Raw genomic sequence first — 15212 nt, forward strand, 5'->3', positions numbered from 1 at the left:
TGTGGCGTATCGTTCAGATGACTATATTTTATTAACCACATATTATGACCTTCTATATACGATAGAAGAGAGTCTAAAATATTTAGATGAAATTGAGAAGGATTTCGCTAAAACAGAAGGGGATCGGATCTTTAATGATCTGATCCATGCCTTCTTTCATTTAGAGACAACACACCCGCTTCTGCTTTCAATTATTGAAAATGAGCACTTTGCCAAGACGATTCGATCGTTTGACCAAATTTTTTTAAGTTTCGATATACTAGCTTTCTATACATTCCCTTCAAATCACTTCCAGTCATTCCTTACATCATATTTTATACCTGAATATAGAAAGTGGATGGATGAAATACATGCCTGTATGAGGCCGTATGTCATTCATTAATTTTTGTTCAATTCAGACCATTCGGAGGAATTTATGAGACTAAAAAATCAATTTTTATTTGGGCTTATTGTCATATGTGTATTGTTTGTCAGTATTTTGGGGTTTTCTAGTTTTATTTATTACAAAACAGATCAATCGTATAAAGCACTTCTCACCAAAGAAGTAAAGCTGTACCAGACCTCACTGGAATTAGAGGCACTGCTACAAAAGCAGGAAGCACAAATTAAAACGTATGTGGTTGTTCAAGATGCTGAAAATTTACAGAAAATTGAGCAAACATATGAAGAAATCAATAAGAAAACAGCTGAAGCATCAAAAATGAGCACCGTTAAACAAGCAAAAAATCTGTTAGATCAAATTTCTGAAAAAAATTATCTTTACTACACCTCAACAAATCGATTATTTAATTCATTGAATATGCAAAATCAAAAAGAATTCAACACCCGCCTCAGTCAAGAATTACAACCTATCGAACAAGAAATACATACCTTTACAAAAGAATTTGCCCAAACACAATTGAAACAGCGGGATCAAAAAATCAGTCAGCTCAATGAAGAAAGTAACCAATTATTGCTGACGCTTATTCTCGTTAGCGCAGCGATTATAGTCGGCTTTTTAGTCATTGGCACAAGGTTTGTTCATCGTATGACAAAACCGATTGTCTCTGTCACACATGCAGCAAGAAGAATGGCAGATGGTGACCTCACACTTGAAGAGATTGAAGTAACCTCTAAAAATGAAATTGGCCAGCTCGGTACGGCTTTTAACCAAATGACAGCTCATTTGCGTCAGCTCATCTTACAGGTGCAAAACGGGTCAAGGCAATTAGCTGATTCTGCTGCTCAATTTGAAGAAACCATCAGTCAAACCATTTCGGCTAGTGAACAGACGTCTAGCTCGATTGAACAGGTCAGCGAAGCTTCACGTGAACAATCGGATGCAGTAGGAAAAGTAGCTTCTTCAATTCAAGAAGTTTCGACTGGTATGCATAATGCGGCTGAACATACGTCTGATGTTTCGGGTCACTCAATTTCAGTGACTGAAAAGGCTGAAGAGGGCGCATCCCTCATTCAACAATTCGTGAAACAAATGAGTTCTATTAAGGAATCTGTGAATGAACATCATTCTACAATGGCCAATGTACAAGTACAGTTTACCGGCATTCAAGGCCTGCTGGGGAATATTCATGCCATTGCAGATCAGACAAATTTACTTGCTTTAAACGCAGCCATTGAAGCAGCAAGGGCTGGGGAACATGGACGAGGTTTTGCGGTTGTTGCAGATGAAGTCAGAAAGCTGGCAGAAGAATCAAGTCAACTGACTGATCAAATTAGTCAGTTACTCGCCAACGTGAACAAAGATACTGAAAGATCGTCTCAATCTATGACGAAAGTGGAACGAGATGTAGCAGAAGGTGTGAAAGTATCGCAATTGTCTGAACAGAGCTTTCAAGAAATTCTGGAATCCATCCGTGATATCTCGATGAAAGCAGAGGAGCTTTCTGCTACGACAGAGCAAATCTCAGCTAGTACAGAAGAAATTTCTCAAACAATTGGTGTTATTGAAGAAGGTGCTAAGCGGAATTCTGAGGAAACAGAGTACATGTCGGCGGCTGTTGAAGAATCACTAGCAGCGAATGAGGAAATGAAAGCAGCAGCGGAAGATTTAAAAACTTTGTCTCAATCACTGAAAACATCTATTTCATCTTTCAAGATTTAACAGCGGCATGGTCTTTTTCAAGAATCAATCGAATATATATTCATCACCTATCAAGTAAAAGCTGAAGCACCGCAGGATTCGACAAATTTCAATAAAAATTCACATTTTTTTTACGTTTGAGCAGGAGAAAAGGAGGGAAAAGTAGAAATAAGTTTACATATCCTTAATTTTAAAGGAGGCGTTCTTTACATGAATTACAATGTCCGAGGAGAAAACATCGAAGTAACACCTGCACTAAGAGATCATGTCGAGAAAAAAATTGGAAAGTTGGAGCGTTATTTTGAGTCAGATGTTGATGCTTCAGTCAACGTGAACTTGAAATTTTACAACGATCAAGAATCTAAAGTTGAGGTTACCATTCCAATGACTGATCTAGCACTTCGAGCAGAGGTGCATAATGAGGATATGTACAATGCAGTAGACCTAGCAACCAGTAAATTAGAACGTCAAATTAGAAAACATAAAACGAAAGTGAACCGTAAATTCCGTGAGCAAGGTGCGAAAAAGCATTTATTTGCTGGAGGAAACGGTGCTTCCGAAGTAGCAGTTCAAGATGACGAAGAAATTGATGAAACAGAAATCGTCAGACAAAAACGCTTCAATTTAAAACCAATGGATAGCGAAGAGGCCATTCTCCAAATGAACATGTTAGGTCACAGTTTCTTTGTCTTCACAAATGCTGAGACAAATTTGACCAATGTGGTATACCGCCGAAATGACGGTAAATATGGACTCATTGAGCCGAACGCTTAATCATTCGTTCCTTTTGATCCGAAAATGACCTAAAAAAAGTAAACCCGTTCCCTTCATTAGGGGCGGGTTTTTTGTGCTAAATCATTGCAAATTCTTTGGAAATCAAGGAAGGTATGGTATGATAAATGCAGGTAAATATGGACCTGTCAAACTTTTGGACATGCCGAAAAATTGCATGAAATAGAGGAGCGTTATTATATGCTTGGAATTTTAAACAAAGTGTTTGATCCTACGAAACGTACGATCAGCCGATATGAAAAAAAGGCAAATGAAATCGAAGCTCTCGCTCAAGATTTTGAGAAATTATCTGACGAGGCTTTACGAAATAAAACGATCGAATTTAAAGAAAAACTTGAAAAAGGACAATCTGTAGACGACCTTTTGGTTGAAGCGTTTGCAACGGTTCGTGAGGCTTCCCGCCGCGTGACAGGAATGTTCCCATTCAAGGTGCAGCTCATGGGGGGGATTGCCCTACATGAAGGGAATATCTCTGAGATGAAAACAGGTGAAGGTAAAACGTTGACATCAACGATGCCTGTTTATTTGAATGCTCTTTCTGGAAAAGGCGTCCACATTGTAACAGTCAACGAATATTTGGCAAGCCGTGATGCACAGGAAATGGGCAAGATTTTTGAATTTCTAGGATTAACAGTTGGCTTGAACTTAAACAGTTTAGACAAAGATGAAAAAAGAGAAGCGTACGCTGCTGATATCACATATTCAACAAACAATGAGCTTGGCTTTGATTATTTACGAGATAACATGGTGCTGTACAAAGAGCAAATGGTTCAAAGACCACTTCATTATGCCGTCATCGATGAAGTTGACTCCATCTTAATTGATGAAGCGAGAACACCTCTTATTATTTCTGGACAAGCTGCAAAATCGACGAAACTTTATGTACAAGCAAATGCCTTTGTTCGTACGTTAAAAATAGAAGACGATTTCACTTATGATATTAAAACAAAAAGTGTACAGCTGACTGAAAGCGGAATGACGAAGGCGGAAAAAGCATTCGGCATTGAGAACTTGTTTGATGTCAAACATGTCGCTCTTAACCATCATATCGCGCAGGCTCTTAAGGCACATGTTGCGATGCAAAAAGATGTTGATTATGTTGTGGAAGATGGCCAAGTCGTCATCGTTGACTCCTTCACAGGACGTTTAATGAAAGGACGCCGCTATAGTGAAGGTCTGCACCAAGCCATTGAAGCAAAAGAAGGTCTTGAAGTGCAGAATGAAAGCATGACACTTGCAACCATTACGTTCCAGAACTACTTCCGTATGTATGAAAAGCTATCTGGTATGACAGGTACAGCGAAAACGGAAGAAGAGGAATTCCGTAACATTTACAATATGCAGGTTGTCACAATCCCAACCAATAAACCGGTTGTGCGTGATGACAGACCTGATTTAATTTACCGCACAATGGATGGCAAATTTAAAGCAGTAGCTGAAGACGTCGCACAGCGTTATATGACAGGACAGCCGGTCCTTGTCGGAACTGTTGCGGTTGAGACATCTGAATTAATTTCAAAACTGCTTAAAAATAAAGGCATCCCACATCAAGTGTTAAACGCGAAAAACCATGAGCGTGAAGCACAAATTATTGAGGAAGCTGGACAAAAAGGTGCCGTCACAATTGCGACAAACATGGCGGGACGTGGAACAGACATCAAGCTTGGTGAAGGTGTGAAAGAACTAGGCGGTCTTGCTGTTATTGGGACAGAGCGTCATGAATCACGCCGTATTGATAACCAGCTCCGTGGTCGTTCTGGTCGTCAAGGAGACCCAGGGATTACTCAATTCTATCTCTCAATGGAAGATGAATTGATGCGCCGATTTGGTGCAGAGCGGACAATGGCGATGCTTGATCGCTTCGGTATGGATGACTCTACTCCAATTCAAAGTAAAATGGTTTCAAAAGCTGTTGAATCTTCTCAAAAACGTGTTGAGGGGAATAACTTTGATTCCCGTAAGCAGCTTCTGCAATATGATGATGTTCTTCGTCAACAGCGTGAAGTCATTTACAAACAGCGTTTTGAAGTTATCGATTCTGATAACTTGAAATCGATTGTGATCAATATGATTCAATCGTCTATTGAGCGGGCTGTTGGATCTTACACGCCGAAAGAAGAACTTCCAGAAGAATGGAAACTAGATGGTCTTGTTGAATTAATCAACACGAACTATTTAGATGAAGGTGCCATTTCGGTCAAAGATATCTTCGGTAAAGAAGCAGATGAGATCACTGAATTCATCATGGAGCGGATTAAAGAGAAATATGATGCAAAAGAAGAGACATTTGGCGATGAACAAATGCGTGAATTTGAAAAAGTCATCGTTCTTCGTGCAGTAGATTCGAAGTGGATGGACCATATCGATGCAATGGATCAGCTGCGTCAAGGAATCCATTTACGTGCATATGCACAAACCAATCCGCTTCGTGAGTATCAAATGGAAGGATTTGCGATGTTTGAGCATATGGTCGCTTCAATTGAAGATGACGTCGCTAAATATGTGCTAAAATCAGAAATCCAAAACAACCTAGAACGTGAAGAAGTCGTTCAAGGACAAACAACTGCTCATCAGCCTCAAGAAGGCGATGAGGAGAAAACAGTGAAGAAAAAGCCGGTGCGTAAAGTGGTGGATATCGGAAGAAACTCACCATGTCACTGCGGAAGCGGCAAGAAATATAAAAATTGTCATGGGAAGACAGAATAAGTAATGGAAAGAGGTGAAAACCTCTTTCTATTCATGTCAGCCCCCATACATCTATGAGGTGAAGGATATGGAATTAGTAGAAATTAGACAAGAGCTTGAAAATATGGCTAGCAGGCTAGCTGATTTTAGGGGGTCTCTTTGACCTCGATACAAAAGAAGCGAAAATTGCAGAGCTTGAGGCCACGATGTCAGAGGCTGACTTTTGGAATGACCAGCAAAAAGCGCAAGGTGTCATTAATGAAGCCAATGCACTGAAGGATTATGTGAATACATATCATGAGCTCAGTGAATCTCATGATGAGCTGCAAATGACGCATGATTTATTAAAAGAAGACTACGATGAGGATCTTCATGCAGAGCTTGAAAAAGAGCTGAAGAACTTAACAAAACAATTTAACGAGTTTGAATTGCAGCTTCTTTTAAGTGAACCGTATGACAAAAACAATGCCATTCTTGAGCTTCACCCAGGTGCAGGTGGAACGGAATCACAGGACTGGGGATCGATGCTCCTCAGAATGTATACCCGCTGGGCAGAGCGCAGAGGCTTTAAGGTCGAAACACTTGATTACCTTCCTGGTGATGAAGCAGGAATTAAGTCTGTGACATTACTGATTAAAGGACATAACGCTTACGGTTACTTAAAAGCAGAAAAAGGTGTCCATCGTTTAGTCCGTATTTCTCCATTTGATTCATCTGGCCGTAGACATACCTCTTTCGTTTCCTGTGATGTCATGCCAGAATTTAATGAAGAAATTGATATCGATATTCGTACAGAGGATATTAAGGTGGATACGTATCGTGCAAGTGGTGCAGGGGGTCAGCACGTCAATACGACGGACTCTGCGGTTCGTATCACACACATCCCAACAAATGTCGTCGTGACGTGCCAAACGGAAAGATCCCAAATCAAAAACAGAGAACGTGCAATGAAAATGCTGAAATCTAAGCTTTATCAAAAACGGATCGAAGAACAGCAGGCGGAATTGGATGAAATCAGAGGAGAACAGAAAGAAATTGGCTGGGGAAGCCAAATTCGCTCGTATGTTTTCCACCCATATTCTCTTGTGAAAGACCATCGTACCAACACGGAGATGGGAAATGTTCAAGCGGTGATGGATGGAGATTTAGATTCCTTTATCGATGCGTATTTACGTTCAAAATTATCATAAAAACTCGGCTTCTTGCCGGGTTTTTTTAATTGTGAGAAAATATAATGAATATAAAGGAATACATATGCCATACTGACTCTATATCCTTTGTATGATGAAATTAGCAATTAAAGGGGGAAATAATTTGGGATTAAAACCATTACAAGAGACGTGGGATTTAGATGCCTTTTTTAAAGGAGGCAGTTCTTCATCAGAATTTATCACATACTTACAGCACATACAGCAGCTATTAGATGAGTTACGACTAAAGGTAGATGCCTTTTCAAAAGAAGATACACAAATTGAAAAAAAGTTAACAGCTGTCCTTGAAACGTATGAAATCACATATAAAAAATTAGCACAAGCAGGTTCATTTGTATCTTGTCTACAATCTCAAAATACAAAGGATATGAAGGCAGGCAGTCTCCGAGGGTCTATTGCCAAGCTGGAAGCTGAATTAGGAACCATTCTAGCAGGGTTTGATCAATCACTTGCTGAGATTCCTACTAGCCAGTGGGAAGAATTAATGGATTCAGCCGCTTTCTCAGATGTTCGTTACATATTAAATGAACGAAGAGAACATGTGAAAGATCAACTGCCTGTTGAACAGGAAACACTCATTCAAAAACTAGCAGTAGATGGGTATCATGCGTGGGATGAACTTTATTCTAGCTTGGTGAACAAAATTACCATTCCATTTGAGCAAAATGGTGAAACACAAATGATCTCTGTAGGCCAAGCAGAAAATGCGATGGATGATTCAGATCGTGAAGTAAGAAAAGCCGTGTATCATAATTTAGAACATGCATGGACACAGGATGAACATTTGTTTGCAAGCACACTCAATCATCTCGCTGGTTTTCGTTTACAAGTATATGAAGCCAGAGGATGGGATCATATATTAAAAGAGCCCCTTGATATTTGCCGGATGAAACAAGAGACGCTCGATACAATGTGGTCTGTCATTGATGAACATAAACAGCCATTCATTGATTATTTACAACGTAAAGCTGACATGCTTGGGGTTGATAAACTAAGCTGGTTTGATGTGGGAGCGCCTATTGGAAGTGAGACAAAGACCTATTCTTATCAAGACGCAGCCGCTTTTATTATCAAGCATTTCGCAGGGTTTGGAAAAGAGCTTGCTGCTTTTACTGAAAAAGCTTTTAATGAACGCTGGGTAGAAGCTGAGAATCGCCCAAACAAACGAGTGGGCGGTTTCTGTACGAATTTCCCTGATAGCGGAGAATCACGTATTTTTATGACCTTCTCAGGGACTCCATCCAATGTAGCGACACTAGCACATGAGCTTGGTCATTCGTTCCATCAGGAAGTCATGCAGGATGTTCGGATGTTGAATCGTAAATATGCGATGAATGTAGCTGAAACTGCGTCTACATTCGCAGAAATGATTGTGGCAGATGCTTCATTAAAAGAGGCGGCCAATGAAGAAGAGCGTCTCAGTTTGCTAGAGGATAAGCTGCAGCGCAGTGTGGCATTCTTTATGAATATTCAATCACGCTTCTTATTTGAACAACGCTTTTATGAAGAGCGCAAACAAGGAGAAGTGCCAGCTGACCGCTTGAATGAGTTGATGGTAGAAGCACAGAAGGAAGCCTTTGGTGACTCTTTAGATGAATACCATCCGCATTTCTGGGCGTCTAAACTGCATTTCCATATTACAGGGGTCCCGTTTTATAACTTCCCTTACACCTTCGGGTACATGTTCTCTCTAGGTATTTACGCGAAAGCATTGCAGGCTGGGGCATCATTTGAAGAGAAATATATTGCGCTATTAAAAGATACAGCGTCAATGACTGTAGAAGATTTGGCATATAAGCACCTAGGTGTCGACCTGACTCAAAAAGCATTTTGGGAAGAGGCCATTTCACTGGCTGTGGCAGATGCTGAAGAGTTTTTAGAAGCGACGAAGGCATAAAAAATGAAAAGCTCCCATTACGGGAGCTTCAGCGTGTAGACAAACCCTCGCATTCGGTGTCAGTCCTGCGCATCGGTGCTCACGAATGTCAGATTCGCTCCGCACCGATGCTCGTCCTTCCTAGGGCTGCAAAGGTTTTCTATCACGCTGAAAAGAAGACAAAGGGCTAAAATCAAGTTCATTTTAGCCCTTTGTCAACAATCTTGCAGCTCCCATTACGGGAGCTTTTTTGCTGGTTTTAACCATTCCAGCATCGTCTGAACGATGTCTTTTTGTTGCGTGAGGACTGGAATGTCTGCAGGCTGATCCCCTTTTTGTTTGCCATACATGCCAAACTGAGCATGATTACCGCCTTTTATCTCATGATACACCGTTTGAGATGGCAGCTGCTTTTTTGATTTTTTGATTTTTTCTTGTGTAGCTAGCCCATCTTTTTCGCCTGAAATAGATAATACTTGCAAGGAAGCCTGTTTCAAATCATCTGATGCAGGATAGGAGGCAAGGAAAAAGAGGCCGTCCAGCTTGCTTTGATTTTTCTCTGCATACATAGCGGCAGCTGTCCCGCCTAGCGAATGTCCGCCAATGTACCAATGCTTGATGGCTGGATGACTTTTGAGGATATCCTCTGCCTTCTTCGTATTAAAAATCGCGAAAGAAAATGGCATGTCTGGGATAAAGACCGAATAGCCTTTCTTCATCAGCGCATTCCCAATATAGGCATACGCAAGAGGTTCAACTTTTGCCCCAGGATAGAGAATGATGCCAGTATCGCTTTTTGATGCTTCAAATGAATATACCCCATTTTTATGATCGACTTGTTCAATCTTCACCTGCTTTTTTAACGCTTCCGATGGTCCATATGTAAAACGGCTCCATGTATAGAAAGCACCAAAAGCTAAGATGATGAGTGCAAGTAATGTAATACCGGTGATCTTCAATATTTTCTTCATCGTATGTCCCTTCTTTCTCATGTACATATTAAATATACCATCATTTACTCTTCTGCCAAACGGCAAGTACGCTGATCCGGCTGTGTGATAAAGTATTAATCCATTAGCACTGCATTTGGCTGTTATTTACAATCTGAATGAGAGGGCTTAAAATAGGTGTGCATTCAGAAGTAACGGAGGAAGAAAGACATGAAGCAGGAACATTCTCAACTTTGGATTGAAGTGAAAAATTATGTACTCATTTTAATAGGATCAGCCATCGTGGCGGTTGGCTTTAATACGTTATTATTACCAAATCAGATTGCTGCTGGCGGTGTGAGTGGAATCAGTACCATTATGCAGTCATTCGGTTTTGAAGCTGCATATGTACAATGGGGCCTCAATATTCCGCTCTTTATCGCAGGCTTTTATTTATTAGGTGGAACATTTGGGGTAAAAACGCTCGTTGGTTCTGTCTTTTTACCTTTAATGGTGTTCTTAACAAGACACATTGCTCCTGTCACCCATGAAGCACTGCTTGCCGCAATATTTGGCGGTGTAGTGATTGGGATCGGAATTGGGCTCGTTTTCCTCGGCAATGGTTCAACGGGAGGAACGGCTCTTGCGGCCAAAATCATCAATAAATATACAGGGCTGACGTTAGGTACTTGTTTAGCGATGATGGACGGTTTGATTGTTTTGGCGGCCATGACTGTTTTTGGGATTGAAGAAGGACTGTACGCTGTGATCGGAGTGTTCATTTCTAGTAAGACGATTGATGTCGTGCAGGCTGGCTTTAGTCACTCGAAGATGGCTATGATTATTACGGGCCATGAGGATGAGGTCAGACAGGCGGTGTTTGATCAAATTGATCGTGGTGTAACGAAGATTTCAGCAGTAGGTGGGTACACCGACCATGACCGGCCTATTTTAATGTGTGTTGTAGGGCAGTCACAATTCACAAAGTTGAAACAAGTGGTAAAAGCGATCGATGCATCAGCGTTTGTCATCGTCATGGATGCAAAAGAGGTGCTTGGTGAGGGTTTTAAAAGGGCGTAAACAAGGATATAATAACGTTGACCAAATGATTGTAAGGGAGGGAAATACATGAAAAAGAGCGGATTAACGCTTCTTTTTGTCGCTATGCTTTTTGTACTTGCGGCCTGTGGAGGAAATTCAAGCAGCAGTGACAAAGAAGGCAGTAAAAGTGCTTCAAGTGTGAGCAGTGGTGAAGAGATTTATCAGCAAAACTGTATTGGCTGTCATGGAAAAGACTTATCTGGCGGAGGCGGCCCAAGCCTGAAAGAAGTCGGGAAGAAATATAATGAAAGCCAAATTGCAGATATTGCCCAGAACGGTAAAGGATCTATGCCAAGCGGAATGGTAGATGAAAAACAAGCAAAAGAAGTCGCCAAGTGGCTTGCAGAGAAAAAATAAAACCTTTGTCTAATCGACAAGGTTTTTTTATTTTCTATTTGTAGAAAAAGACTTTTGGATAGTATGAAAACGTATTATATTAAATTTTATTTAAAAAATAAGGGTAAAAAGACACGTTTTTCGGTTTTTGTTGCTCTATTTACCTTTTATTTATAAGTTTTGAAATATAAATGTAATACCATTGCGTCGATTCATGACGTATAATTGGAGTTGTTGAAATTTAGACGATTCAATTTTTTCATCTTTTTGGATGAAAAGGACATAAATTGCTTGTGCGTATCGAAGGGTATGTGCGTGACCATACATAACGTTTTTTGACGAGAAGTGTCAGAACATCATGATAAGCTGTTTGACAGCGAATAAGAAAAGATTAGGTGATTACATGATTGAAATGAAGGAAGTCTATAAGATCTATCCTAATGGCGTAAAGGCGATCAATGGAATCAATGTCTCTATCCATCCAGGAGAGTTTGTGTATGTTGTTGGTCCCAGTGGCGCTGGTAAATCCACGTTCATTAAAATGATGTATCGTGAAGAGAAACCAACAAAAGGGAAAATCTTAATTAATAACAAAGATTTAGGCTCGATGAAGGAAAAAGAAATTCCTTATGTGAGAAGAGAAATTGGCGTAGTATTCCAAGATTTCAAACTGCTTCCAAGTCTTACGGTCTTTGAGAACGTGGCATTTGCTCTTGAAGTCATTGGTGAACAGCCAAGTATTATTAAGAAAAAAGTGCTTGAGGTACTTGATTTGGTGCAATTAAAGCACAAAGCTCGTCAATTTCCAGATCAGCTTTCCGGCGGTGAACAGCAGCGTGTATCGATCGCTCGTTCGATCGTCAATCATCCTGAGGTTGTCATTGCAGACGAACCGACAGGAAACCTTGATCCAGATACTTCATGGGAAATCATGAAGACACTCGAAGAGATTAATAACCGCGGAACAACAGTCGTCATGGCGACACACAACAAAGAGATTGTAAACAGCATGAAGAAACGCGTCATCGCGATCGAAGATGGAATGATTGTGCGTGACGAAGCAAGAGGGGAGTACGGAATTTATGATTAAAACTCTCTCGCGGCATTTACGTGAGAGCTTCCGTTCACTTGGAAGAAACACGTGGATGACATTTGCATCAATTAGTGCGGTCACTGTCACATTGATTTTAGTTGGGGTTTTTCTTGTTATTATGCTCAACTTGAATAACATGGCATCGAACGCTGAGAAAGAAGTAGAAGTAAAAGTTCTCATCGATTTAACTGCGAATCAAAAGCAGCAGGATGAATTAAAAGCAGAAATTGAGAAGATTCCTGAAATCAGTGATGTGAAATACTCATCCAAGGATGATGAACTAAAAGCACTGATTAAAAGCTTTGGTGAAAATGGACAATCTATGGGATTGGTTGATCAAGAAAATCCATTGAATGATGCGTTTATTGTGAAAACAACAGATCCCCACGATACACCAAAAGTAGCGAAGAAATTAGAAAACCTAAAAGGGACGTATAAAGTCACTTATGGAAAAGAAGAGGTCAGCCGACTCTTTAATGTTGTCGGAGTGGCGCGTAATGTCGGCATCGCACTTATTATTGGGCTTTTATTTACAGCGATGTTCTTGATTTCCAATACGATCAAAATTACGATTTTTGCTAGACGTAAAGAAATTGAGATTATGAAACTAGTAGGTGCAACGAACTGGTTTATCCGCTGGCCGTTCTTCATCGAAGGATTACTACTTGGTGTATTTGGCTCGATTATACCAATCGCTGTATTGCTTGGCACGTATCAATATGCTGTCGGCTGGGTGGCACCAAGGGTACAAGGTTCATTTATTTCAATGCTTCCATACAATCCGTTTGTCTATCAAGTATCACTGATCCTTCTATTGATCGGTGCCATTATCGGTGTGTGGGGAAGTTTAACGTCCATCCGTAAATTCTTGAAAGTATAAATCTATTTATATTGATGGCAGCACTCGAAGATTCTATAGAAGATGTGACCGGTTGATCCAATTCATCCGGTCGACTCTTCATGCAGGCAGTTGTCATGGGAGGGGAATATCGTTTTGAAAAGAAAGCTGATGATGGCTGGAATGGCAGCGTTTATTGGAACAACGTGGCTATACATTCCAGGGAACGAAAATCGTGCATTCGCATACGAAGACCTAGATCAAAAACGTCAACAAATTGAAGAGAAAACATCGAAGACTGAATCAACCTTGAAGAAAAAGAAATCAGAACTGGCAAAGCTTGAAAAGAAAGAATCAAAGCTCAAGCAAGAAATTGAAAAAATTGACCAAAAAGTAAGTGCCGCAACTGAAAAAGTCGCTGAAAAAGAAAAAGAGGTCAAACAGACGAAACAAGAGATCAAAAAACTAAAAAAAGAGATTGAAGTCATCAACGAGCGAATTGAAAAGAGAAAAGCGATTTTCAAAGATCGAATTCGTTCTATGCAAAAAAGTGGCGGTACAATCAACTATTTAGATGTGCTGCTAGGTGCTCGTAGCTTTAGTGATTTTGTCAGTCGTGTGGGAGCTGTTACAACCATCGTCGAAGCAGATAAAGACATGATTACAGAACACGAAAATGATTTGGAGCTAGTAGAGCAAAAAGAAGCAGAGCTAAATAAACAGCTAAGTGGACTTGAAACATCTTTGAAAGAGCTTGAAACGTTGAAAAAGGACCTATCTAAACAGCAAAAAGAAAAAGGAAAAGTCCTTGGTCATGTAACGGAAGAAAAAGAACATGCACATGATGAACTAGGAAAGCTTGAAAATGAACAAGAAATTTTAGCGAATCAAAAAGCGGCGGTAAAGTCTGAAGAGGCACGCCGTCAAAAAGAAGAAGCGAAGAAAGCAGAACAAGCAGCTGCTGAAAAAAATGCACCTGCACCAAGTGGAGGATCTGATCAAGTGTCAGATACACCAACAAGTAGCTCAGGTTTCATTAAACCAGCTGCAGGCCGTTTCTCATCAGGCTTTGGCGGACGTTCTGGCGGACAGCATTACGGATTAGATATCGCTGCAAAAGGCACTGTATCTGTCGTTGCAGCCGCATCTGGAACAGTCACGAACTCAAGCTACTCGTCGAGTTATGGGAACGTGGTGTTCATTACACATAACATCAATGGCCAAACGTATCAAACGGTATACGCTCATCTTTCAACAAGAAGTGTGTCAACAGGTCAAAGAGTCGAGCAAGGTCAATTCCTTGGATATATGGGCAACACAGGTCAGTCTTATGGCCAGCATCTTCATTTTGAAATTCATAAAGGATTATGGAATGGCGCGAAATCAAATGCAGTCAATCCAGCGCAATATATCCGCTAAAAAAAAGCCGATAACAGCATGTTATCGGCTTTTTTCATGTAGATGAAATTAAAATAACAGCAGTAATCCGGCAATAATAGGTGTTAAAAGCACAGCGGATTTTAATAACAGTTTTGGCGCAAGGCGTGTAAATTTTGCCCCAATAAAAGCCCCTAATACGGTACCGATTAAGATCTGAACGAGCAGGATAAAGTCAACATAGCCTTCTGAAATATAACCAATTCCACCGCCAATAGAGATTGGAATAATCACTAGCATCGTTGTGCCAACAGCTTGTCTAATAGACAGCTTCAGCAAAATCAAAAGCCCCACTTGAATAAATGGTGCTGATCCGATACCGAACATCCCTGAAAGCATCCCTGATACAAGGCCTAATATAATGCCCCTGATCAGCAATTGGCGTGAAGAAAGCGGCTGCTGTTCAGCATCTTCTTTTAGGACAAACAATTTGATCATCATAAAAACAGCAGATAAAAAGAGCATACCAGCTGTTAAATAGTGCAGGCTATCCTCTGGAATAAAAGGAGCCACTTTTGCTCCGGCAAATGAAGCAATACAAGCTAGTGCACCGACAATCAAACCTGATTTGAGCTGGATATTTCCTTCTCGGTAGTGGCTGTATGCACCAGATAAAGTCGTAAATGCCATAGCAGCTAAAGATGTTCCAAGTGCAGTATGGATTGGTACATCAAAGATTAACGTCAGCAATGCGATGACAAAACCAGCCCCGCCAGCTCCTACAAACCCTAGTAAAATTCCTAATAAAAGCATTGTCAATATAATATACATAGCGAAGACTCCTTCTCGATCGTAACAAAATAAAAATTACACCTAATGAAATGATTAGTCAAG

13 protein-coding genes are annotated in these 15212 nt (G+C 40.4%); 11 read left to right on the forward strand and 2 right to left on the reverse strand.

Annotated features, from left to right (window positions below; genetic code table 11):
• Window position 1: 1 nt before the first annotated feature.
• From ACTJJQ_RS12625 to ACTJJQ_RS12650, 6 genes are all read left to right on the forward strand, one after another.
• Window positions 2–382: a hypothetical protein gene (locus ACTJJQ_RS12625; protein WP_008348244.1), complete on the forward strand. Its 381-nt coding sequence runs from the start codon at window positions 2–4 to the stop codon at window positions 380–382.
• Between the two features lie 33 nt (window positions 383–415).
• Complete coding sequence (locus tag ACTJJQ_RS12630) at window positions 416–2101, forward strand: methyl-accepting chemotaxis protein (protein WP_440600245.1); 1686 nt, start codon at window positions 416–418, stop codon at window positions 2099–2101.
• 189 nt (window positions 2102–2290) lie between these two features.
• On the forward strand, window positions 2291–2854 hold the full coding sequence (hpf, locus tag ACTJJQ_RS12635) for a ribosome hibernation-promoting factor, HPF/YfiA family (RefSeq protein WP_007499992.1): 564 nt from the start codon (window positions 2291–2293) through the stop codon (window positions 2852–2854).
• 198 nt (window positions 2855–3052) lie between these two features.
• Complete coding sequence (gene secA, locus ACTJJQ_RS12640) at window positions 3053–5578, forward strand: preprotein translocase subunit SecA (RefSeq protein ID WP_008348240.1); 2526 nt, start codon at window positions 3053–3055, stop codon at window positions 5576–5578.
• Window positions 5579–5645: 67 nt separating this feature from the next.
• A protein-coding gene (gene prfB, locus ACTJJQ_RS12645) for a peptide chain release factor 2 (RefSeq protein WP_098680723.1) occupies window positions 5646–6747 on the forward strand; the annotation gives its coding sequence in 2 pieces (ribosomal slippage) (window positions 5646–5717 and window positions 5719–6747; 1101 coding nt in all).
• A 124-nt stretch (window positions 6748–6871) separates the two neighbouring features.
• Entirely contained in the window at window positions 6872–8665 is a 1794-nt protein-coding gene (locus ACTJJQ_RS12650; protein ID WP_440600246.1) for a M3 family oligoendopeptidase, read from the forward strand.
• Window positions 8666–8880: 215 nt separating this feature from the next.
• Here ACTJJQ_RS12650 and ACTJJQ_RS12655 read toward each other — a convergent pair whose 3' ends face one another.
• Complete coding sequence (locus tag ACTJJQ_RS12655) at window positions 8881–9615, reverse strand: alpha/beta family hydrolase (RefSeq protein ID WP_440600247.1); 735 nt, start codon at window positions 9613–9615, stop codon at window positions 8881–8883.
• A 189-nt stretch (window positions 9616–9804) separates the two neighbouring features.
• On the opposite strand from ACTJJQ_RS12655, the gene ACTJJQ_RS12660 reads away from it, so the two are divergent.
• The 5 genes from ACTJJQ_RS12660 (at window position 9805) to ACTJJQ_RS12680 (ending at window position 14360) form a co-directional block, all read left to right on the forward strand.
• Window positions 9805–10653: a YitT family protein gene (locus ACTJJQ_RS12660; RefSeq protein WP_035389657.1), complete on the forward strand. Its 849-nt coding sequence runs from the start codon at window positions 9805–9807 to the stop codon at window positions 10651–10653.
• Between the two features lie 48 nt (window positions 10654–10701).
• Entirely contained in the window at window positions 10702–11031 is a 330-nt protein-coding gene (cccB, locus tag ACTJJQ_RS12665) for a cytochrome c551 (protein ID WP_008348231.1), read from the forward strand.
• 382 nt (window positions 11032–11413) lie between these two features.
• Window positions 11414–12100 carry a cell division ATP-binding protein FtsE gene (gene ftsE / locus ACTJJQ_RS12670; protein ID WP_008348229.1) on the forward strand — a complete coding sequence of 229 codons (687 nt, stop codon included), beginning with the start codon at window positions 11414–11416 and terminating at the stop codon, window positions 12098–12100.
• Window positions 12093–12983, forward strand: a complete 891-nt coding sequence (ftsX, locus tag ACTJJQ_RS12675) for a permease-like cell division protein FtsX (protein ID WP_024719915.1) — start codon at window positions 12093–12095, stop codon at window positions 12981–12983. The genes ftsE and ftsX overlap by 8 nt, the downstream gene beginning before the upstream one ends.
• 114 nt (window positions 12984–13097) lie before the next feature.
• Window positions 13098–14360, forward strand: a complete 1263-nt coding sequence (locus tag ACTJJQ_RS12680) for a murein hydrolase activator EnvC family protein (protein WP_046344577.1) — start codon at window positions 13098–13100, stop codon at window positions 14358–14360.
• Window positions 14361–14408: 48 nt separating this feature from the next.
• Here ACTJJQ_RS12680 and ACTJJQ_RS12685 read toward each other — a convergent pair whose 3' ends face one another.
• On the reverse strand, window positions 14409–15149 hold the full coding sequence (locus ACTJJQ_RS12685) for a sulfite exporter TauE/SafE family protein (RefSeq protein WP_008348223.1): 741 nt from the start codon (window positions 15147–15149) through the stop codon (window positions 14409–14411).
• Window positions 15150–15212 lie beyond the last annotated feature (63 nt).

Source organism: Bacillus sp. 22483, from assembly GCF_052044605.1.
In the GTDB taxonomy this organism is placed as follows: domain Bacteria; phylum Bacillota; class Bacilli; order Bacillales; family Bacillaceae; genus Bacillus; species Bacillus altitudinis.

Coding starts and splice junctions, on each gene's coding strand:
- ACTJJQ_RS12630 (WP_440600245.1), top strand. CDS start 416: ATGAGACTAAAAAATCAATTTTTATTTGGGCTTATTGTCATATGTGTA.
- hpf (WP_007499992.1), top strand. CDS start 2,291: ATGAATTACAATGTCCGAGGAGAAAACATCGAAGTAACACCTGCACTA.
- secA (WP_008348240.1), top strand. CDS start 3,053: ATGCTTGGAATTTTAAACAAAGTGTTTGATCCTACGAAACGTACGATC.
- ACTJJQ_RS12655 (WP_440600247.1), bottom strand. CDS start 9,615: ATGAAGAAAATATTGAAGATCACCGGTATTACATTACTTGCACTCATC.
- ACTJJQ_RS12660 (WP_035389657.1), top strand. CDS start 9,805: ATGAAGCAGGAACATTCTCAACTTTGGATTGAAGTGAAAAATTATGTA.
- cccB (WP_008348231.1), top strand. CDS start 10,702: ATGAAAAAGAGCGGATTAACGCTTCTTTTTGTCGCTATGCTTTTTGTA.
- ftsE (WP_008348229.1), top strand. CDS start 11,414: ATGATTGAAATGAAGGAAGTCTATAAGATCTATCCTAATGGCGTAAAG.
- ftsX (WP_024719915.1), top strand. CDS start 12,093: ATGATTAAAACTCTCTCGCGGCATTTACGTGAGAGCTTCCGTTCACTT.
- ACTJJQ_RS12685 (WP_008348223.1), bottom strand. CDS start 15,149: ATGTATATTATATTGACAATGCTTTTATTAGGAATTTTACTAGGGTTT.